This window comes from Labrys sedimenti (assembly GCF_034424805.1).
GTDB lineage: Bacteria > Pseudomonadota > Alphaproteobacteria > Rhizobiales > Labraceae > Labrys > Labrys sedimenti.
Genome location: NZ_JAXOUF010000011.1, coordinates 83,121 through 102,272, shown reverse-complemented (window position 1 = coordinate 102,272; position 19,152 = coordinate 83,121). Strand labels below are relative to the sequence as shown.

Genomic DNA, 19,152 nt, shown 5'->3' with positions numbered 1-19,152 from the left:
ATGCTGCAAGCTTGCCTGAACGGCAGCAGGAGCCGCGATTTCCATCCTGCACTGCCCTGTACGCCGGCCGAACTGGCGCGCGATGCCAAGGCGGCCATTGCAGCTGGAGCCGAGGAACTGCATGTCCATCCCCGTGGACAGAATGGCGAGCAGAGCCTGGAGCCGGCCGATGTCGCCGCGGCCCTGCAAGCGATCCGCGCGAGCGTGCCGGGCGTGCCGGTCGGCATCTCGACCCTGTGGACGATTCCGCCGGTCGGGCGCTCGCGCCAGGCGCCGATGCGCGAATGGCGGACCCTGCCGGATTATGTTTCAGTCGATCTCAGCGAGGAAGATGCGCCGGAGATCATGGCGCTGATGATCCAGTTCCGCATCGGCATCGAGGCGGGTTTGGCCACCGTCACCGACGCCTTGCGCCTGGTCGCGCTTCCGTCCGCCGAGCGCTGCCTGCGTGTGCTTGTCGAGATCGAGGAGCAGGAAATGGCGGCCGGTTTGCATGTCGCCCATGAGATCCTGGCCGTCTTGCGCCATGCCAATCTCGGCCTGCCGATCCAACTGCACGGCAGCGACCTGACCCAATGGCCGATGCATGACGAGGCCGTCCGCCTGGGTCTCGACCGCCGCATCGGCCTGGAGGACGGCGCCGATCTGCCCGATGGGACCAGGGCTGCCGACAATGCCGAACTGCTGCAAACAGCGGTGGCGCGTGCCTCGGAGTGAATGCTGCAAAAGAATCGGACGCGAACGTCATAGAAACGCTTCATTGATTGGGCCGTTCGGCAGCCGAAAGGGATATGGATAGGATGTTTTGGAAGAGTTTCGGATGCTTGGCGCTGATTTTGGCGCTGCACAGCCCCGCGCGTGCGTCGGATGCGACGCCCATCCTCGTTGTCGATGTCGCGAATGATCAGGTGCTTCATGCCGAGGAGGCAGGGCGTCCCTGGTTTCCGGCCTCGACGACCAAGCTGATGACGGCCTTCGTCACCTTTGAGGCCATTCGCGCCGGGCGTGTGTCGATGGAGACGCCGGTGGTGCTTTCCGAGCATGCGGCGAAGCAGAAGTTCCTCGACTCTGGCCTCCACGCCGGCAGCACCATGACGCTGGAGGATGCTCTTTTCGCCATGATTTCGGGCTCCACCAACGATGTCGCCATGGCGATCGCCGAGCGGGTTGCAGGCTCGGAGGAGACGTTCGTCAAGTCGATGAATGACGCCGCTAGGCGATTGGGGATGACGGGCAGCCGGTTTGTGAATCCGAACGGATTGTTCGATCGTCGGCAAAAATCGACGGCGCGCGACATGGCGCTGCTTGGCATCGCCATTGACAGGCAGTTTCCCGAATATCGCCGCTTCTTCGAGACGTCGGCTGTCGTCATCGACGGAAAGACTGTGGAATCCCACAACGAGTTGCTGACCCGCTTTGACGGTGCCAGAGGCCTGAAGACGGGCTATCTGTGCGCATCGGGCAATAATGTGGTCGCCCTCGCCGAAAGAGGCGGAAGGCAGGTCATGGTGGTCGTGATGGGCGCGACAACCGAGCGCGAACGCAACGAACGGGCGGCGATGTATTTGACCCAGGCGTTTTCCGGCGAGCTTTCGCCCGGCAACACAACGCTCTCCGCCCTTGCCAACGACACCAAGCGTAGCCCTCCGGACATGAGGGCAAAGCAATGCGGCGAGCAAACGCGTGACTATGAGCGAATGCGCGATGCGGCTTATCCTATGGGGCTGCCTGGGCAGACCAGCTATCTCGCGCAGGCCGAGGCCGCCAAGAAGGTACACCCAATCACGACTTGGCTGACCCCCAGCCCCGCCAAGCCCGAGAAAACCTCGACCTCTGCCAAACCGAAGCGGGGATGATGCGGCGAGGTTCAGTCCTCGCCGCCGTCGGCGGGCCGTGTCACGCAGCCGCGCTGGCGATGCATGCCGCTGCCGCTCGCGTCGGGAGCCTCGATGCTGGCGCCGACGCTGCGTGAGCAGTAGGTCGACCCTCGCTCATCGGCGCTGTAGGTCGCGCTGCCGACGCTGACACCGGCGCTGCAACCGGCGAGGGTCGCTGCGGCCGCAAGCGCGAGGGTTGCGGATAGAGCAAGGCGCGATTTTCTCGAAGCGCACTTTTTCTCTAACTTATTGTTTTGGCGCGTTTTCTTAATCAAAAAGTCTATCAACTTCTCTGGAAAACGCTTTAGGGTCTTCATCATCGTTTTTCCTTCAGAGCGTTTTGCGATTTGGCGGTTGCGCCAAGAATCGCAAAGACGCGTTGAACCAAGGAGCTAGAGCAAATGGGCGTTCACACTTGAACGCGCATTGCTCTAGGGATCGAATCTCGTCGAACAGGAAACCGTCCTCTCTCACAAGATTTCGCTAAGAATTTGAACATGCGTCATGTCAGGCTTCGGCATGGCAGGGGTTCAAAGACCGTGCTTCAGATCCGGTGCGTCCGGCGCTAGTTCGAGACTATCGGCGGCCGGTGGCCGCAGCAGGGCGGCTGCTTCGCCAGGCTTGGTCAGCGGGTCGAGCCAGAAGGCCATGGCGTCGGCCTCGATCAGTACCGGGCTGCGGTCACCGAGCGCCGCCAGCGTGCCGCTGGCATCGCTGGTAAGAAGGCCGACCGTGTCGATCTCGCTGCCGTCACAGCCCGACCAGGTCTCCCAGATCGCGGCCAGGGCCATGAGGCCGCCGCCGGGCCGACGCAGCAGATAGGGTCGTTTCGTGCGCCCCTGCTTCTGCCATTGGTAGAAGCCGTCCGCCGGTATCACGCACCGTCGCCGCGCAAAGGCGTTGCGGAAGGAAGGCTTCTCCTGCACCGTCTCCGAGCGGATGTTGATCAGTAGCGGATAGCCGGCCGTATCCTTGATGAAGGCGGGGATGAAGCCCCATCGCATGAGAGTGAAATGCCGGGCCGAGAAGTCGGCATGCACGACGGCAACAGGTTGGCTCGGCGCGATATTCGCGCGTGGCGGGAAATCCGGCTCCTCGACATAGCCGAACCAGTCCCGCACCTCTCGTGGCGAATGGGTGAGCGCAAAACGGCCGGTCATGACCTCGAAAGGGGTTGCGGGGCAGGGCGCCGCCGCCAATAGTGGCGCCATGACGGAAGCGCCGCGATCCTATCCCGCCAGACCGATTCTTGCAGCCAGCATCGCTCTCTTCCGCGACGGCAGAGTGTTGCTGGGCGAGCGGGCGCGAGCACCGGGCCAGGGCCTGTTCTCGCTGCCCGGCGGTGTGGTGGAACTGGGTGAAAACCTGGAAGCGGCGGTCAGGCGGGAAGTCCATGAGGAGACCGGTCTGGAGATCGAGATCACCGGCTTCGTCCGCCATCACGAGGTAATCAGCCGCGATGAAGCGGGAGGCGTGCAGCGCCATTTCGTGGTGGCGGTCTTCGTGGGGCGTTCGGCGCAGGGGGAGCCGCGGCTCAGCGAGGAAACCTTGAGCTTTCGCTGGGCCGATCCCGTCACCCTCGACGGCCTGCCGCTGACCGACGGACTGGCTGATATCGTTGCCGCTGCCAGGAGAATGCTGTGAGCGGCCGCCAGGTCCTGCTGGCCGCCCTGCTGGCGTTTGGAACGATGGTGGCGGCGGCCTGCGCGCAGACGCCGCCGCCCAAGCCGGTACAGCCAACGCCGGCGCCGGCGGCTCCGCAGATCGCCCCCTATGAACCGCAATTGCTGCGGCTCGCCGAACTGATGGGGGCCTTGCACTATCTGCGCGGCTTGTGCGGCTTTGCGGATGCGCCGGCCTGGCGAGACAAGATGAACGCCCTCGCCGAGGCACAGGGCTTCGACGAGGCGGCCAAGGCACGCTTTGCCGGTGCCTTCAATCGCGGCTATCGCAGTTTCAGCGAGAGCTATCGCAGCTGCAACGAGGCCGCCGGCACGGTGATCCGCCTCTATCTCGATGAGAGCGGTAGCATCATCAAGGCACTGGAAGCGCGTTACGGCCGTTAACGATTAATTTGGAAGTGTCTATTCCTGGGACACCAGCATGCTATGGTCCGGTTCGTCCGCAGCCATCGCTGCGGCAGGATTTTGTCATGTATGATCGCGTTACCCATCTGAAACAGCAATTCGCCGCAGACGATGCCCGGCGGGCAGCGCTCGACTATCTGCTGCAGGCCTGGGAAGAGGCCATTCTCGATGGCATCGACGGCGATTGTGTGGCCAATGCGGCTCTTTTTGCTGCCTTCAAGGAATTGGTCGCGACCTATGGAGAAGAACCCGTCGCCCGCTTTGCCGAGCGCCTGCCCGAGCGGGTGCGCAATGGCGAGTTCACGGTCAAGGGAACCCATCAATAGAATGTGACGGGCGGCGAGAGTCCGGGAAGGCTCGCAATCGGACGCGGCTGTGGCTAGGCTGTTGCCCAGCGAATGCCGTGATTCGCCTGATCCCGGATTGATGCCGCCCATGCGCCTGATAACCCTTGCCGCTCTCGCAGCCACCCTGCTCGGCGCCGTGCCGTCGCAGGCGGCCAACGACACGACCAAGAATGCGCCGGGCTCGTCTCCGCCCGTCAGCACCCAGACCCCCACGGTGACGGTTACCACCCCCGCAAACGACGACAGTGCAGCCTCCCAGGCTACGCCCCAGGTCTTCTATGGCGACGCCGACCTGCCGGCACCGGTGAAGGAACTGAGGCAGAAACTGCTGACGGCGATCAAGACGGGCGAACTCGAATCACTGCGCCCGATCTTTGCCGCCAATGGCGGCAATCCCGATCTGCCCGGCGGCGAGAGCGACGATCCGATCGCCACGCTGAAGCTCCTGGCCGGTGATCCGAAGGGGCGGGAGATCCTCGCCATCATGGATGACGTGCTTGAGGCGGGCTATGTCCATGTCGATGTCGGCACGCCGCAGGAGGCCTATGTCTGGCCCTATTTCGCGCGCTATCCCCTCAACAAGCTGACCGGCCCGCAGATGGTCGAGCTGTTCCGCCTGATCACCGCCGGCGATTTCCAGGACATGCAGGACAAGGGTGTCTATTCCTTCTATCGCCTCGGTATCAGTCCGCAGGGCAAGTGGCAGTTCTTCGAGGACGGGGATTGATTCACCTTTGCAGGAAGAGGGGCGATCTTCAGATCGACCATTCTTGAAACGGCGCGTGAAACAGAGATGAAGGCGGTCGATCCGGAGATCGACCCTCCATGCTGCCCGCGCGTTTGGGTACGCGATTTACCCGTTCGCGAATATATCAGCCTGCATAAAGATTGACTCACCAATTCCGTCATTGCGAGCGAAGCGAAGCAATCCAGGAGCCGTAAACTCTATGCCTTCAAGCTCCTGGATTGCTTCGCTTCGCTCGCAATGACGGATCATTCTTTCCGCACTCTGGTATGACAGAGTACATATCCGCGATAATTCCTACGCCTGCATCAAGGTGGCGACATGCACGGCGCTGGAGCGGGCGAGGGCGGTCAGATCATAGCCGCCTTCGAGCACGGAGACGATGCGCCCGCCTGCCGTCCTGGCCGCGAGATCGATCAGTACCGAGGTCGCCCAGGCATAATCCTCCTCGACGAAATTGAGCCCGCCGAGCGGATCGCGTTCATGGGCATCGAAGCCGGCCGAAATCAGGATGAGATCCGGAGCGAATTCCTGCATGCGCGGCAGGATCAAGCTCTGCATGGCTTCGCGGAATTCGCTGCCGCCCTGGCCGGGCCTGAGCGGGGCATTGACGATGGTGCCGGCCTCGCCGGTTTCGCCGGGGGCGCCGGTGCCAGGATAGAGCGGCATCTGGTGGGTGGAGGCATAGAGTACGCTGGGGTCGTTCCAGAAGATCGCCTGGGTGCCGTTGCCGTGATGCACGTCGAAATCGAGGATCGCCACCCGCTCGGCACCATGAGTCTTCTGGGCGTGGCGCGCGGCGATTGCGACATTGTTGAACAGGCAAAAGCCCATCGCCCGTTGCGGCTCGGCATGGTGGCCGGGCGGGCGCGAGGCGCTGAAGGCGTTCCTGGCCTTGCCGGTCATGACATGGTCAACCGCCAGCGTCGCGCCGCCGGCACCGCGCAGCGCTGCCTCGAAGCTGCCCGATGACATCGAGGTGTCGCCGTCGAGCTGTGCCAACCCCTCATCGTCATGCGGGCTCAGGCGCTGCAAGGTGTCGATATAGGCGCGCGGATGGCAGGCCTCGATCATCTCGATCGAGGCCTCCGGCGCCTGGACGCGCTCCAGCCCATCGAACAGGGGCGTGGCCAGCACCGCTTCCACCGCGAGGATACGGTCGACCCGCTCGGGATGGCCTCGCGGCGTCTCGTGGCGGGCATAGGCCGGGTGCGTGACCAACAGCGTCGTCATGCCGGATATCTCCCTGCGACCTATGGCGTCTTGCGATGTGCCGAAATCGGCAAGAACCACAAGGACGCGTCGAAATGAAGGACTAGAGCGTTTTGCGATTTGGTGGAATCACCAAGAATCGCAAAGACGCGTCGAACCAAAGAGTTAGAGCAAACAAGCGTTTTCGTCTAAACGCGCTTTGCTCTTGACCAAATAGGCGCGCACGCGCGACTGCGCTTTGTTCTACAGCATCGAACCTGATTTCTGAATCAGGCTCGATGCGGTAATTCCTTGTTGTCGCATCTTTTTTGCCGAAAACCGGTACCCACTTTTCGGCGCGATGCTTTAGTGCATGGCCTCCCCGATGACCACGCCGGGGGGCGGTACGGAATCGTCGGGCACGAAGAAGTCGGGCGCCAGGGTTTCGCCCGGGACCGCGCGGTAGGCTTCGAAATCGGTGACGCCCTCGCCATAGAGGAAGGTGTCGTCGATCAGGAAGTTGCCGGTGAAGCTGACCGGCTTGTGGAAGATGCGATAGGCGGCATCGGCCAGGATGTCCGGCTTGCGCGAGCGGCGCATCAGGGCGTCACCGCCGAGGATGTTCTTGATCGCGGCCGTGGCGATGGTGGTGCGGGGCCACAAGGCGTTGACGCCGATGCGGCCGCGCGTCTCGCCGGCAAGGCCAAGCACCACCAAGCTCATGCCGTATTTGGCGATCGAGTAGGCGGTATGGGGCGCGAACCACTTCTCCTTCATGTCGAGAGGTGGCGACAGCATCAGGATATGCGGTTGCTCGGCCTTTTCGAGATAGGGCAGGGCCGTCTTCGAGACCAGGAAGGTACCGCGCGCATTGATCTGGTTCATCAGATCGTAGCGCTTCATCTCGGTGTCGGCGGCCTTGGTCATCTGGATGGCCGAGGCGTTGTTGACCACGATGTCGATGCCGCCGAACTGCGCCGCTGTCTTGGCGAAAGCCTCCTTGACGCTGTCCTCGTCACGCACGTCCACCACCAGCGGCAGGGCCTTGCCGCCTGCCTTCTCGATCTCTTCGGCGGCCGTATAGATGGTGCCTTCCAGCTTGGGGTGGGGGGTTTCGGTCTTGGCCGCAACGGCGATGTTGGCGCCATCCCTGGCCGCCTTCAGCGCGATGGCGAGCCCGATGCCACGCGAGGCGCCAGTGATGAACAGGGTTTTGTTGGCAAGCGACATTCAGGAGTCCTGTCAGAGAACGGTTTCGAGTCCGGCGGCAACGTAGCCGCTAACCGCGCTTTCCGCGAGCCCCTCGGCCTGCGGCGAAATCTGCGTGGCGTAGAAATGCGCGGTGTCGATGCGCAGCCGATTGGCCGGGTCGCGCGGATCGATGGCAGCCGCCGCCAGCGCTTCTTTCGCCACCACGGCCCCACCGGCGGCGATGGCGGAGACGCGCAGATAGGGTGTGGCGCCGGCGAGGACGTCCTCGGGCCGCTCGCGCGGCGCCAGCATATAGGCGGTGGCGCGCTCCAGCGCGTCGATGGCACGTCCCAGCAGAGGTGCGAGAGAGGCGAGGCGCTCGCTGGCCGCGACAGCCGCGACGGTCTCCCGCAACTCAGCGATGAAGCTGCCGACGACGGCGCCCCCTTCGAGCGGCAGCTTGCGGGTGACGAGATCGATCGCCTGGATGCCGTTGGTGCCCTCATAGATCGCGGCGATGCGGGCATCGCGGAAATGCTGGGCGGCGCCGGTCTCCTCGATATAGCCCATGCCGCCATGGACCTGGACGCCGAGGGAGGCGACCTCGTTGCCGATATCGGTCGAGAAGGCCTTGGCCACCGGCGTCAGCAAGGCGGCACGGTTGGAGGCTTGTCTACGCCTGTCGACTTCGCTTTCGTGATGGGAACGGTCGATCGCTGCGGCAAGAAGGTAAGAGATGCCGCGGGCGGCCACGGTCTTGGCCCGCATCTCCAGCAGCATACGCCTGATGTCGGGATGTTCGATGATCGGGCTCATGCCGCCATTCTGCCAGAGCGGGCTCTTGCCCTGCCGGCGCTCCCTGGCATAGGCGAGGGCGTGCTGATAGGCGCGTTCGGCGATGGCAACCCCCTGCAGGCCGACGGCGAGCCGGGCATTGTTCATCATGGTGAACATGCAGGCGAGGCCCTTGTGCTCCTCGCCGACGAGATAGCCGACAGCGCCGCCCTCGTCGCCGAACACCATCACGCAGGTCGGCGAGCCGTGAATGCCGAGCTTGTGCTCGAGCCCCGAGCAGAAGGCATCGTTGCGGCGGCCCGGATTGCCCTCGGCATCTGGCAGATATTTCGGCACCAGGAACAACGAGATGCCGCGCGTGCCTGCAGGCGCGTCGGGAAGCCGAGCAAGCACCAGATGCACGATGTTGGGGGTCAGGTCATGATCGCCATAGGTGATGAAGATCTTCTGCCCGAAGATGCGATAGCTGCCGTCGTCGCGTCGCTCGGCGCGGCTGCGCAGGGCGGCGAGGTCGGAGCCGGCCTGCGGCTCGGTCAAGTTCATCGTACCCGTCCACTCGCCGCTGACCAGCTTGGCGAGATAGGTTGCGCGCAATTCCGGCGTGGCATGGGCGGCGAGGGCCTCGACTGCGCCCATGGTGAGCACGGGGCCGATGCCGAAGGCCATCGAGGCCGAGTTCCACATTTCCAAGCAAGCGGCGTTGAGCAGCAGGGGCAGGCCCTGGCCGCCGAATTCCACCGGTCCCGCCAAGCCATTCCAGCCTCCGCCGCTCCAGTCGGCATAGGCCTCGCGCCAACCGGGAGCGGTCACCACGCCCTGCTGTTCGAGCCGTGCGCCGACCCGGTCGCCCTCGCGATTGAGCGGAGCAATGCGATCGGTCGCGAAATGGCCGGCTTCCTCCAGGATGGTGTCGACGAGATCCGGCGTTGCGTCGGGGAACAATCCCTCGCTCTGCAGCGCATCGACATCAGCGACGTGACGAAGCGAGAAGGCAATGTCGGCGATAGGCGCTTGATAGGTCATTGTTGGTTCTTGAACTCCATTGCGCACCTTCGAACTTGACGGAATGCGTGGCTACGGGCAATGGCGCATCACGCATCGATCAACAAAAGAGCGGACGGCAGGCCCGGATGACACATCGAAACACTCTGCATCTCGGGGCCGATCCATCCTCTCTGGAGACGGCGGGACATATCCTGGCGCAGGGCGGGCTGGTCTCCTTTCCCACCGAGACGGTCTATGGCCTGGGCGCCGATGCCACCAACGGACGGGCGGTCGCCGGCATCTACGAGGCCAAGGGCCGTCCGCGCTTCAATCCGTTGATCGCCCATCTCGCTTCTTTCGAACTCGCCCGTGGCCAAGGCGTCTTCTCGCCTGCGGCCGAGCGCCTGGCCCGGGCCTTCTGGCCGGGGCCGTTGACTCTGGTGGTGCCGAAGGCGTCGACCTGTACGGTCAGCGAGATCGCCACCGCCGGGCTCGACAGCGTGGCCCTGCGGGTACCCGACCACCCCGTGGCTCATGCCGTGCTCGAGGCGGTCGGCCGTCCCGTCGCCGCACCTTCGGCCAATCGCTCCGGCCATGTCAGTGCCACGACGGCAACCCATGTCGCCGCCGATCTCGATGGCCGCATCGATGCCATCGTGGATGGCGGCGCCACCAAGGTCGGTGTCGAATCGACTATCCTGTCCTGCCTCGGCGATCGCGTGGCGATGCTGCGTCCCGGCGGACTCTCGCGGGACATGATCGAGGAAGTGCTCGGCTTTGCCCTGGCCGAAGGCCCCGAGGGCGCCGGCGACGAGCCGGTGGCACCTGGCATGCTGGCATCCCATTATGCGCCTCGGGCCCACGTCAGGCTCGATGCCGAACAAGCCGGACCGGACGAGGCCTGGCTCGGCTTTGGCCCAAGCGGGGATGGGCGGGCTCGTATCGCTGCCAATCTCAGTCCGAGCGGCGACCTCACCGAAGCTGCCGCCAACTTGTTCGGCATGCTGCGCATGCTCGACCGGGCCGACATTCATGCCATAGCCGTCGCTCCCATTCCTGGCGACGGACTGGGAGAAGCGATACGCGACAGGCTCGCTCGCGCTGCCGCCGAACGATAGGGCAACTGGCCGGCGACTCGCTTGGCTGAACGGGATGTGCTGGCGTCACCGGGATGGAGGTGTCACAACACCGTTTCATGTCGCCGATTATGTGACTCCGCCCTTCGCTGTCTTGCTTCCCGATCGCCGCAGGCGAAGGTGCAGTCCTCGAGGAATAAATTTTTGTTGATCGGATGAGTGGGTTAGGCAGTTGGTGCCGGAGCACCGACAACGAATACAGCGTGTCCCTGCATCTTGGTTCGACCTTGGTGGCCTCCGGCTCGACGTGATCCATCCAAATTCATTTTTGTAATGATTCCAGAGTGATAGATATTGCAACGCTGGCCGGGGCGGTCAGAAAGACGCGTAACTATTGAATGGTTTGCCGAGCGTGGAACGTTGGACGAGGGCCGGCGTTCTCTTGTCGTGCGACTGCCGAATGCCGGCCTCTGTGGAAAAACTGAGACTAACCCTAGGTTGAACCAACCGGGAAAGTATGTTTCCTGTGATGTGACGCTGGGTAGTTGCTGGGGGGCGCTGAGTAGCAAAGACAATACCCGATCATGGAGATCAATTGTTCGAGTGAAGGAGACGCGATGTCGCACCATGTTCTTGTGGCCTGCATGCCGAAATCGGCCTCGACATTCATAAGCAGCGCCATAGCAAACGCGGTGAACCTTAATTCAATCAATTTGATTCCAAGTTACGGACGCCGCGAGCAGGAACTTTGTGAAATTTGCCTGGCCCAAAACGCCAATCTCGATTATGTCGCGCAGCACCACATCAAGCATAGTACCTGGACCGAGGAACTGTGCAGCGACTACGATGTCTCCATCATCGTCCTGATCCGCAGCCTTTTCGATGTCGTAGTCAGCATCCGGGATCATGTGCATCGCGAGAGCCCGGTCAATCCCTTCTTCTATCTCGACAAGCAGCATTTAAACCGGGACCAAGTCGAACTCGAGCATATGATCGCCATGCTGGCGATGCCCTGGTATATCAATTTCTATATGGGCTGGCGCAGCTCGAAAGTGGCCCGGATCTTCATGTATGAGGATTTCGTCGTCGATCCGGACAAGGCAATAGGCGAGATGCTGACGTTTGCGGGCATACCGGCAAGTACGGCGCAGATTGCCGCCGGTCTGGAGGCTGCGAAGTCCAAGGGCAGCCGCATCAATGTCGGCAAGGCCGGTCGCGGCATGGATCTCAAGCCGGAGACCGTCAAGATGATCATGGACATGATAGCGGCCTATCCTGAAATTCAGGATGACCCCTATGTCCGGATGATGAAGAAACAGGCGGAGCGCATCCTGGCTACGGGGACCGAGGAGGCTGCCGTTACATCGCCGCTTCCCGCCGCAGGCAGGCCGATGGCCCGTCCTTCCTTCTCGATGCGGGCGAGGCGCTATTTCAGGCGCAAGGCGAGATTGCTCGGCAAGAGACGCAACCCGCTCGTAGCGGCGGGATTACTAGCCATCGCCGCTCTCTACTATGCTTTCCTGTATAATTTGATTCCGAATTCGCTGCTGGGAGGGCGCTTCGATGATCTCATCGTGCCGGCCGTCTGCGTTTTCGTTGCCGCCAAGCTCCTGACGCGGACCAAGGTCAGGCCGGTTCCGGTACCATTCAGGACAACCGACGCGGCGGCTTCGGCGCCATCGCACTGACCTCGGCCTGAAAAGGTAGTTCCGGAGGCATCCCTGCCGATGCCCCCGGTCCGCATCATGGTCAGGCCTACAGAATGCTTTCTGCGCTGACATAAGCCAGATTATGCGCTTCTGCGACCGGGCGGCAGGTGATCTTGCCATCCACGACGTTGAGGCCGTTGCGCAGATGCGCATCGTCGCGCAGCGCCTGCTTCCAGCCCTTGTCGGCCAACGCCACCGCGAAGGGCAGGGTGACGTTGTTGAGCGCGAAGGTCGAGGTGCGCGCCACCGCGCCTGGCATGTTGGCGACGCAGTAATGCACCACACCATCCACCACATAAGTGGGGTTTGAATGGGTGGTCGCCTTCGAGGTCTCGATGCAGCCTCCCTGGTCGATCGCCACGTCGACGATCACTGCGCCCGGCTTCATGCTGCGCACCATGTCGCGGCTGACGAGCTTGGGAGCCGCCGCGCCCGGAACCAGCACGGTGCCGATCAGGAGATCGGCGCGTTTCACCAGCTCCTCGATGGCCGAACGGGTCGAGAAGACGGTAGAGATCGACGTGCCGAACTGGGCGGCAAGCCGCTTGAGAGCCTCGGCCGAGCGGTCGACCACCGTGACTTTCGCACCCATGCCGACGGCGATGGTCGCCGCATGCGTGCCCGAGACGCCGCCGCCGAGAATGACGACCTCGGCTGCCGGAACGCCGGGAACGCCGCCCAGCAGGATGCCGCGTCCACCCTGGGCCTTCTCCAGGCTGTGGGCGCCGACCTGCGGTGCCAGGCGACCGGCCACTTCGGACATCGGCGTCAGCAGGGGCAGGGCGCCGGTGGCCGAGGTCACCGTCTCATAGGCAATGCAGACGGCGCCGGAAGCGACGAGGTCATGCGTCTGTTCGGCATCGGGAGCCAGGTGGAGATAGGTGAACAGGATCTGGTCCTGGCGCAGCTTCCGGCGTTCGACCGCCAGCGGTTCCTTCACCTTGACGATCATGTCCGCCTTGGCGAAGAGGATGTCGGGATTGTCGACGATCTCGGCACCGGCGCCGATATAATCGGCGTCCGAGAGGCCGGCGCCGATACCGGCATTGGTTTCCACCCAGACCTTGTGGCCGTGATGCACCAGTTCCGCAACGGAAGATGGGATCAGGCCGACGCGAAATTCATTGTCCTTGATTTCCTTGGGGACGCCGATCAGCATTGTTTTCGCCTTGTATGGTGATGAAGCCAGCCCTTGTCGTCGGGCTTTAGGTTAGAAAGGCATGTTGGCGCGGAAATCGCGCAATTTCTCGCGGAAAAGTCTGGTGTTCAGGGCGTTCTGTCGCATAGTATGCGACAAATTGATCCAATGATCGCTGTTTATGCCAAGATCCGAGATCTCGCTCGATATCCGCGACCGTGCCATTCTCAGGCTGTTGCAGGCCGATGGGCGCCTCACCAATGTCGACCTGGCAGAGAAGGTCAACCTCTCGCCCTCCGCCTGCTTGAGAAGGGTCAAGCTTCTTGAAGAGCGTGGACTGATCTCGCGCTATGTCATGCTGCTCGACGAGAAGGAAGCTGGCCTGCCGGGGGTGGCCTTCGTGCTCGTCACGTTGGACCAGCAGGGACGCGGTGCGCTCGATGCTTTCGAGGCGGCGATCCAGCGCCATCCCGAGGTGACGGAATGCTGTCTCTTGGCCGGTGCCGCCGACTATATGGTGCGGGTCGCCTATGCCGATGCCGCTGATTTCGAGCGCATCCACACCGAGATTCTGACCCAGCTTCCCGGTGTGGTCCGCGTGCAATCGACACTGGCTTTGCGCAGCGTCAAGAAGACGACCGCGCTGCCGGTGTGAGGAGAGGGGCGGTCTTCAGACCGTTTCGGTGCCCTTGATCTCGATGCCGAAGCCCGAGAGCCCGATATAGGTGCGCGGTTTGGTCGAGAGCAGCTTGATCGAGGAGACGTCGAGATCGCGCAAGATCTGGGCGCCGAGCCCGACCTCGCGCCACTGTTCGTTGCGCACGGCCTCCGAACCGTGGTCCGAGCCGTGCGTCACCATGGGGACGCCCGCAGTGCCGTCGCGCAGATAGACGATCACGCCCCGGCCAGCTTCCTTGAACTTGGCGAGGGAGCTGCCGAGCGTCTTGGCGCCGCCGAACACATCCGTCACCACGTCTGCGCGGTGCAGGCGGGTCGGTACGTTCTCGCCATCGCCGATCTTGCCGTAGACGAAGGCGAGCTGCTGCACCTCGTCATAGGGCGTGGTGTAGGCATAGGCCGTGAGCGGTCCGATCTCGCTTTCCACGGTAAAGGTCGCCACGCGCTCGACCAGCTTTTCGCGAGCCTGGCGGAAGGCGATAAGATCGGCGATCGACACCACATGAAGGCCATGGGTTTCGGCGAAGGCCACGACTTCGGGGCCGCGCTTGACGGTGCCGTCATCGTTGGCGAGCTCGCAGATCGCGGCGACCTGGGGCAGGTCGGCGAGCTTGCACAGATCGGTAGCCGCCTCGGTATGGCCGGAGCGCATCAGCACGCCGCCTTCCTTCGAGATCAGCGGGAAGATGTGTCCGGGGCGCACGAAATCCGTGGCGCCCATGTTGGAGTTGGCGAGTGCCCTGACCGTATTGGCGCGCTGCTCGGCCGAGATACCGGTGGTGAGGCCATGCTTGACGTCGACCGTGACGGTGAAGGCCGTGCCGAGCGGAGCGTCGTTCTGTGACACCATCGGGTCGAGGCGCAGGCGCCTGGCTTCTTCCACCGTCAGCGGTGCGCAGACGATGCCGCAGCAATGGCGGATGATGAAGGCCATCTTCTCGGTGGTGAGGTGGCTTGCGGCGATGATCAGGTCGCCTTCGTTCTCGCGGTCGTCGTCATCGACCACCACCACGATCTCGCCACGGGCAAAGGCCTCGATGGCGGCCTGAATCTTCTGATGGGACACGACAGTCTCCTTGAGGGGGTCTCGAACCGGGGCAAGGCCCAGAAAATCATTGGGAGTGACGCTGCCTCCGGTCGCTTCAGCAATGCGCGCGGCGGTCTCGCGGGAAATCCACGCCGTCTCGTCATTGCACAGGGCGGTAATGCTTGCAGGCGATAGCGCCACCGTCTTGGCGAAGGCGCTGCGGGGGGTGGCGGTCTGTTTGAGCCAGGCGTCGAGTTTCATGGTGCCAAGGTAGGCACGAAGAATTTTAATTTCAACCGAAATGTTGAATGAATTTCAGTATTACTGAAAAATGAAAATATCAGATGCCAATCAGGGCTCGCAAGGTGGGTAGAGCGAGGTCGAAAGCCAGGCCGACGGCGATGCCGGCGGCAAAAATGCCGACATAAGTCCAAAGCGTGCTGTCGCGATGCCAGGCAACCGGCTTGTCGTGACGCAATTTCAGCATCATCGAAAGAGGCAGGGGCTCGCGCGCGATGGGGGCGAGGGCTGCATGGAGGGCCTCGCTTTGGCGCTGCCAGGTCGCGGCGCGTTCGTTGCCTTGGGGATCGGTTTCCAGCGCCTCGCGCGTTTCGCGCTCCACCCGCGCGGAGAGCCGGCCATCGACCAGGGCGTTGAAGATCCGGTCGGGAATACGGGTCGGTTCGGTCATTTCACGATCCGCAGCACGGCATGGCGCTGGCCGTCCACCTGGCGCGAAAAGGCCTCGCGGGCCCGGGTGAGGCGGGCGATGAAGGCTTCTTCGCGCACCGCCAGCACGGCGGCTGCCGTCTCATAATCCAGACCTTCGATGATGATCAGTGCCAGGACCTCGCGATCGGTCAGGGGCAGGCGATCGAAGGCGCGCAGGATGTCGGGATGGCTGGAGCAGCCGGCCTTCATCGGCGGCCGTTGTGCCTTGAGCTGGTTTTCCCGGTCGTCGAGGTCGCGGCGGCGGGCGATCAGCGCCGTGAGCAGGCGGGGATAGTCGAGGCGCTTGCCTTCATGTGCCGACAGGATTTCCAGGACCAGCGCATCCGCCCCATCGGAATCATGGCTGAGCGCCCGGGCAAAGCGCCTCAGGCGCTGGACGACGGCTTCTATCTGCTGGCCCATCGGTCGATCCTCCGGCCGCCCCCGGCTGGCCGCTTCTCCCTGCGGATTGAGCCGGAAATTCGTGCTGGGCGCACGTCTCGGCACGCCTTGACGCATCATACTGCGCGGCTTTTTGGGGGCCAAGCATTTTGGCGATGGCAGAGCCTATGCAGAGGGTAAATTTATCACGCCGGCCAGCAGGATGAGCCCGAGCGCAAAGACCATGAGGGCAAGGCCCATTTCGAGCGTGCGCACCGTGATGGCAGCGGCAAAGCTCTGCGGGGCGGCAAGGCGGACGGCGAGGCTCTTGGCCATCACCGCGACGGTGGCGATGATGGCGATGGTGAGGGCGGTGCCCAGGCCCATGGCGAATGTCGCGATGATGCCCGAGCCGTAGATGCCCTGCCGCCAGGCGAATACCAGCACGATGATGGCGCCCGTGCACGGCCTCAGCCCCGCGGCGAGGATGGCCCGCATATTGTTGCGCTTGGCGGTTTCGCTGTCGGTCGGCAAGGCGAGATGACCGCAATTGGCGTCATGGACATGGATACTGGCGCCGGGCAAGCCGAAACGAGCGGCGATCAGGCCCCAGAGAGCGCGGCCCTTGCGCCAGAACAGCCAGGCGCCGACGGCCATCACCATGAAGTTGGAGAGACGCTCCAGCATCAGGGTGGAGGCATCCATGGTCTGGGCCGTGACGTTGAGGATGGCCGCCAGCATCGACACCATGGCGATGGCGGACAGCGCCTGCACAAGGGCGAAGGCGCCGGAAAGCATGATGCCGCGTTTGACGGCCTCGTCATTGGCGAACAGATAGGAGGAAATCACCGCCTTGCCGTGGCCCGGGCCGGCAGCATGGAAGACGCCATAGCCGAAGCTGAGGGTGATCAGCGCCAGGCTGGCCGTGCCGTTCTGCTTGGATTCCTTCAAGGCATCAACGAGCAGTTGATAATAGCGCGCCGTCTCGGTGAGGATCCAGGCCAGGAAGGGACTGGCGGGGCCTGTGATCGATTGCTCCGGCCGGCTGATGCCGAAAGGCGTGCTCTTCTGGGCGAAGGCCTCGCCGGCGGCCAGCAGCAGCAGGACCAGCACGGCCGGTGCCGCCTGCGCGACCCGCCTGTAAATACGGCCTGTGCCCGTTGTCACGGGCAGTTCACCTGGATGTTGTTGGCGAATTTGGCGCCGAAATCCTTGTTCTGGTCCAATGCGCTGAAATAGGCCTCGTCGAGCTGCAGGGCGGCGGCCTTCTGGTCTTCGCTCGGCGGCTTGGGCCTGATGACGTTGAGTGCGCAACCCTGTGGGGAACCGTCGAGCTTGGCAGGCGTCTCGTCATCCAGGGTAAACGCGACATAATAGGTCGGGTCGTAGATCTGGATCGCCAGGGCCTTCTGCCCCTGTGTCTGCGGGGAGGACAGGGGCAGGAAGAAATGCAGGGTCAGGACGCCGTTGGTGAAGTCGAGATAAGGGTCGACCGGATCCTTGAACAAAAGCTCCTTGCCGCCGAGCTTGGCAAAGGTGAAATAGCCGAAATCCTTGAGGTTCTCGACATTGGTCTGGGCCAGCGGAGCGAGAGCCTCGCGGGTGTAGCCACCATTCGCGTTCTGCTGCAGCCCCTGCGTGGCATAGGAAGAGAAGGCCTCGTCGAAGGTCCAGTGCTGCTTGACACCGGTTACCCGCCCCTTGTCGTCGTAGACGATCTCGCTGGCCGAATTGACGAAGACATGCGGATGGGCTGCAGCCCGTCCAATGAGACAGCCGAGCAGCACGGTGGCGAGAAGAAGCGAACGCATGAACGATCCGGTTTGCAGAGGGCGGTAGCTGTAGCGATTCACCACCCGAAGGGTTGTAACCCGCCGAGTGGGGCGGAAGCATGGCGCTCCCTAGCGCAAAACACGTTCAGGCTTGAACCCTTTATTGCTCCAGTTCGTCGGTTCGGCGCGTCTTTGCAATTCAACGTGATTCCATCTCATCGCAAAACGCTACGGCGTTTGGTCCCGGATTGCGCGCTGTTTGATAACAGCTTCCGGCTTCGGAACCTGTCAACGCGGCCGAGTTGTCCCGAACTCTTCACGGGCGCGGGGTTTCCGCGCCCGCATGCCGCTCGCGTTTCTCAGAAGCTCTCCAGCACGATCTTGCCCTTGGCGCGCCCACTTTCGATCAGAGCGTGCGCCTGTTTCAAATTTTCGGCATTGATCGGACGCAGCACTTGGCTGAGCGTAGTGCGGATCCTGCCTCCATCGATCAGTGTGGCTACCTCGTTCAGCAGCTTGCCTTGCTCGTCCATGTCCGGCGTCTCGAAGATCGCCCGGGTGAACATCAGCTCCCAATGGATGGAGACCGCCTTGCGCTTGAAGCCCATGATGCTCAAGGCCTCGGGGTCGTCGATGAGCCCGAACCGGCCCTGGGGGGCGATCAGCTCGACGATCTCGTCGAGATGACGGTGGGTCTCGGTGGTGGAAAAGACGAAGGCGGGCGCTCCGATCCCGAGCGCTGCGATCTGTTCGGCGATCGGCTTGCCGTGATCGACGACGTGATGGGCGCCCAACTCGCGGACCCAGTCCTGCGTCTCCGGGCGCGAGGCGGTGGCAATGACCGTCACGCCGGTGAGCGCGCGGACGAGCTGGATGGCAATCGAGCCAACGCCGCCAGCGCCGCCGATGATCACGATGGCATTGGCTGCTCCGGGCACGGGGCGGCGAATGTCGAGCCGGTCGAACAGCATCTCCCAGGCCGTGATGGCCGTCAGCGGCAGGGCCGCAGCCTCGGCATTCGAGAGGCTTTGGGGTTTGTGGCCCACGATGCGCTCGTCGACCAGATGGAACTGGCTGTTGGCGCCGGGCCGGGTGATCGAGCCGGCATAGAACACTTCGTCGCCGGGCTTGAAGGCGGTTACCGCCTCGCCGATTTCGGCCACCCTGCCGACCGCGTCCCAACCCAGCACCTTCCACTCACCTGCTTCAGGCGAAGTCCTGCGGCGCACCTTGGTATCGACCGGGTTGACGGAGATAGCCGCGACCTCGACCAGGATGTCGCGGCCGGTTGCCTTGGGCCGGGGCAGCTCGACGTCCTCGAGCGCCGTCGCGCTGTCGATGGCACCGGGTGTCCTGTATCCGATTGCTTTCATGGCTCGTTCCTTGTCGCTGATTGCTATGAGCGGAACTTGTGCCTATGCTCGAACATCGTCAATATGCACA

Annotated in this window: 21 protein-coding genes; 9 read left to right on the top strand and 12 right to left on the bottom strand. The window is 63.1% G+C overall.

The window, feature by feature from the left end; translation table 11 throughout:
• Positions 1-717, top strand: coding sequence for a 3-keto-5-aminohexanoate cleavage protein (locus U1R88_RS25280; RefSeq protein ID WP_322433736.1), 717 nt, complete (start codon positions 1-3; stop codon positions 715-717).
• A 107-nt stretch (positions 718-824) separates the two neighbouring features.
• On the top strand, positions 825-1,856 hold the full coding sequence (locus U1R88_RS25275) for a D-alanyl-D-alanine carboxypeptidase family protein (protein ID WP_322433735.1): 1,032 nt from the start codon (positions 825-827) through the stop codon (positions 1,854-1,856).
• Positions 1,857-1,867: 11 nt separating this feature from the next.
• Here the strand turns inward: U1R88_RS25275 and U1R88_RS25270 are convergent, their stop codons facing one another.
• On the bottom strand, positions 1,868-2,197 hold the full coding sequence (locus tag U1R88_RS25270; RefSeq protein ID WP_322433734.1) for a hypothetical protein: 330 nt from the start codon (positions 2,195-2,197) through the stop codon (positions 1,868-1,870).
• Between the two features lie 210 nt (positions 2,198-2,407).
• A complete protein-coding gene (locus U1R88_RS25265) occupies positions 2,408-3,037 on the bottom strand; it encodes an SOS response-associated peptidase (protein ID WP_322433733.1) in 630 nt (209 codons plus the stop codon).
• Here U1R88_RS25265 and U1R88_RS25260 point away from each other — a divergent pair.
• The 4 genes from U1R88_RS25260 to U1R88_RS25245 all read left to right on the top strand — a co-directional run bounded on the left by U1R88_RS25260 (position 3,036) and on the right by U1R88_RS25245 (position 5,038).
• The gene (locus U1R88_RS25260) at positions 3,036-3,521 is read left to right on the top strand and encodes an NUDIX hydrolase (RefSeq protein ID WP_245314604.1); all 486 of its coding nucleotides are present in this window, start codon (positions 3,036-3,038) and stop codon (positions 3,519-3,521) included. The genes U1R88_RS25265 and U1R88_RS25260 overlap by 2 nt on opposite strands.
• On the top strand, positions 3,518-3,943 hold the full coding sequence (locus tag U1R88_RS25255) for a TIGR02301 family protein (RefSeq protein WP_322433732.1): 426 nt from the start codon (positions 3,518-3,520) through the stop codon (positions 3,941-3,943). The genes U1R88_RS25260 and U1R88_RS25255 overlap by 4 nt, the downstream gene beginning before the upstream one ends.
• A gap of 86 nt (positions 3,944-4,029) precedes the next feature.
• The gene (locus U1R88_RS25250) at positions 4,030-4,290 is read left to right on the top strand and encodes a hypothetical protein (RefSeq protein WP_068284643.1); all 261 of its coding nucleotides are present in this window, start codon (positions 4,030-4,032) and stop codon (positions 4,288-4,290) included.
• 109 nt (positions 4,291-4,399) lie between these two features.
• Positions 4,400-5,038 (top strand): hypothetical protein, encoded by a 639-nt coding sequence (locus U1R88_RS25245; protein ID WP_322433731.1) that lies wholly within the window; start codon positions 4,400-4,402, stop codon positions 5,036-5,038.
• Between the two features lie 315 nt (positions 5,039-5,353).
• Here the strand turns inward: U1R88_RS25245 and U1R88_RS25240 are convergent, their stop codons facing one another.
• From U1R88_RS25240 to U1R88_RS25230, 3 genes are all read right to left on the bottom strand, one after another.
• Entirely contained in the window at positions 5,354-6,289 is a 936-nt protein-coding gene (locus tag U1R88_RS25240) for a histone deacetylase family protein (protein ID WP_322433730.1), read from the bottom strand.
• A gap of 324 nt (positions 6,290-6,613) precedes the next feature.
• On the bottom strand, positions 6,614-7,477 hold the full coding sequence (locus U1R88_RS25235; protein ID WP_322433729.1) for an SDR family oxidoreductase: 864 nt from the start codon (positions 7,475-7,477) through the stop codon (positions 6,614-6,616).
• A 12-nt stretch (positions 7,478-7,489) separates the two neighbouring features.
• Entirely contained in the window at positions 7,490-9,256 is a 1,767-nt protein-coding gene (locus U1R88_RS25230) for an acyl-CoA dehydrogenase family protein (RefSeq protein WP_322433728.1), read from the bottom strand.
• 107 nt (positions 9,257-9,363) lie between these two features.
• On the opposite strand from U1R88_RS25230, the gene U1R88_RS25225 reads away from it, so the two are divergent.
• Positions 9,364-10,335, top strand: coding sequence for an L-threonylcarbamoyladenylate synthase (locus tag U1R88_RS25225; protein WP_322433727.1), 972 nt, complete (start codon positions 9,364-9,366; stop codon positions 10,333-10,335).
• Positions 10,336-10,877: 542 nt separating this feature from the next.
• Entirely contained in the window at positions 10,878-11,981 is a 1,104-nt protein-coding gene (locus U1R88_RS25220; RefSeq protein ID WP_336624885.1) for a sulfotransferase domain-containing protein, read from the top strand.
• Positions 11,982-12,048: 67 nt separating this feature from the next.
• Here U1R88_RS25220 and ald read toward each other — a convergent pair whose 3' ends face one another.
• Positions 12,049-13,161 (bottom strand): alanine dehydrogenase, encoded by a 1,113-nt coding sequence (ald, locus tag U1R88_RS25215; protein ID WP_322433725.1) that lies wholly within the window; start codon positions 13,159-13,161, stop codon positions 12,049-12,051.
• Between the two features lie 160 nt (positions 13,162-13,321).
• Between ald and U1R88_RS25210 the strand changes: the two genes are divergently transcribed.
• Entirely contained in the window at positions 13,322-13,795 is a 474-nt protein-coding gene (locus U1R88_RS25210; protein WP_068284623.1) for an Lrp/AsnC family transcriptional regulator, read from the top strand.
• A gap of 15 nt (positions 13,796-13,810) precedes the next feature.
• Here the strand turns inward: U1R88_RS25210 and ribB are convergent, their stop codons facing one another.
• The 6 genes from ribB to U1R88_RS25180 all read right to left on the bottom strand — a co-directional run bounded on the left by ribB (position 13,811) and on the right by U1R88_RS25180 (position 19,082).
• Positions 13,811-15,106 (bottom strand): 3,4-dihydroxy-2-butanone-4-phosphate synthase, encoded by a 1,296-nt coding sequence (gene ribB / locus U1R88_RS25205; protein ID WP_068284621.1) that lies wholly within the window; start codon positions 15,104-15,106, stop codon positions 13,811-13,813.
• A gap of 79 nt (positions 15,107-15,185) precedes the next feature.
• Positions 15,186-15,536 carry an anti-sigma factor family protein gene (locus U1R88_RS25200; RefSeq protein WP_068284619.1) on the bottom strand — a complete coding sequence of 117 codons (351 nt, stop codon included), beginning with the start codon at positions 15,534-15,536 and terminating at the stop codon, positions 15,186-15,188.
• Entirely contained in the window at positions 15,533-15,979 is a 447-nt protein-coding gene (locus tag U1R88_RS25195; protein ID WP_311942305.1) for a sigma factor-like helix-turn-helix DNA-binding protein, read from the bottom strand. The genes U1R88_RS25200 and U1R88_RS25195 overlap by 4 nt, the downstream gene beginning before the upstream one ends.
• Positions 15,980-16,123: 144 nt before the next feature.
• Positions 16,124-17,104 (bottom strand): nickel/cobalt transporter, encoded by a 981-nt coding sequence (locus U1R88_RS25190; RefSeq protein ID WP_322433724.1) that lies wholly within the window; start codon positions 17,102-17,104, stop codon positions 16,124-16,126.
• Complete coding sequence (locus U1R88_RS25185; RefSeq protein ID WP_322433723.1) at positions 17,101-17,748, bottom strand: DUF1007 family protein; 648 nt, start codon at positions 17,746-17,748, stop codon at positions 17,101-17,103. The genes U1R88_RS25190 and U1R88_RS25185 overlap by 4 nt, the downstream gene beginning before the upstream one ends.
• Positions 17,749-18,068: 320 nt before the next feature.
• The gene (locus U1R88_RS25180; protein WP_322433722.1) at positions 18,069-19,082 is read right to left on the bottom strand and encodes a zinc-binding alcohol dehydrogenase family protein; all 1,014 of its coding nucleotides are present in this window, start codon (positions 19,080-19,082) and stop codon (positions 18,069-18,071) included.
• Positions 19,083-19,152: the final 70 nt, after the last annotated feature.

Excerpts from the sequence above, each read along its gene's own strand:
- U1R88_RS25210 (WP_068284623.1), top strand. The coding sequence starts at position 13,322 with ATGCCAAGATCCGAGATCTCGCTCGATATCCGCGACCGTGCCATTCTC.
- U1R88_RS25250 (WP_068284643.1), top strand. The coding sequence starts at position 4,030 with ATGTATGATCGCGTTACCCATCTGAAACAGCAATTCGCCGCAGACGAT.
- U1R88_RS25280 (WP_322433736.1), top strand. The coding sequence starts at position 1 with ATGCTGCAAGCTTGCCTGAACGGCAGCAGGAGCCGCGATTTCCATCCT.
- U1R88_RS25265 (WP_322433733.1), bottom strand. The coding sequence starts at position 3,037 with ATGACCGGCCGTTTTGCGCTCACCCATTCGCCACGAGAGGTGCGGGAC.
- U1R88_RS25230 (WP_322433728.1), bottom strand. The coding sequence starts at position 9,256 with ATGACCTATCAAGCGCCTATCGCCGACATTGCCTTCTCGCTTCGTCAC.
- U1R88_RS25195 (WP_311942305.1), bottom strand. The coding sequence starts at position 15,979 with ATGGGCCAGCAGATAGAAGCCGTCGTCCAGCGCCTGAGGCGCTTTGCC.
- U1R88_RS25220 (WP_336624885.1), top strand. The coding sequence starts at position 10,878 with ATGGAGATCAATTGTTCGAGTGAAGGAGACGCGATGTCGCACCATGTT.
- U1R88_RS25185 (WP_322433723.1), bottom strand. The coding sequence starts at position 17,748 with ATGCGTTCGCTTCTTCTCGCCACCGTGCTGCTCGGCTGTCTCATTGGA.
- U1R88_RS25240 (WP_322433730.1), bottom strand. The coding sequence starts at position 6,289 with ATGACGACGCTGTTGGTCACGCACCCGGCCTATGCCCGCCACGAGACG.
- U1R88_RS25245 (WP_322433731.1), top strand. The coding sequence starts at position 4,400 with ATGCGCCTGATAACCCTTGCCGCTCTCGCAGCCACCCTGCTCGGCGCC.
- U1R88_RS25200 (WP_068284619.1), bottom strand. The coding sequence starts at position 15,536 with ATGACCGAACCGACCCGTATTCCCGACCGGATCTTCAACGCCCTGGTC.
- U1R88_RS25180 (WP_322433722.1), bottom strand. The coding sequence starts at position 19,082 with ATGAAAGCAATCGGATACAGGACACCCGGTGCCATCGACAGCGCGACG.
- ald (WP_322433725.1), bottom strand. The coding sequence starts at position 13,161 with ATGCTGATCGGCGTCCCCAAGGAAATCAAGGACAATGAATTTCGCGTC.
- ribB (WP_068284621.1), bottom strand. The coding sequence starts at position 15,106 with ATGAAACTCGACGCCTGGCTCAAACAGACCGCCACCCCCCGCAGCGCC.
- U1R88_RS25270 (WP_322433734.1), bottom strand. The coding sequence starts at position 2,197 with ATGATGAAGACCCTAAAGCGTTTTCCAGAGAAGTTGATAGACTTTTTG.
- U1R88_RS25235 (WP_322433729.1), bottom strand. The coding sequence starts at position 7,477 with ATGTCGCTTGCCAACAAAACCCTGTTCATCACTGGCGCCTCGCGTGGC.
- U1R88_RS25225 (WP_322433727.1), top strand. The coding sequence starts at position 9,364 with ATGACACATCGAAACACTCTGCATCTCGGGGCCGATCCATCCTCTCTG.
- U1R88_RS25260 (WP_245314604.1), top strand. The coding sequence starts at position 3,036 with ATGACCTCGAAAGGGGTTGCGGGGCAGGGCGCCGCCGCCAATAGTGGC.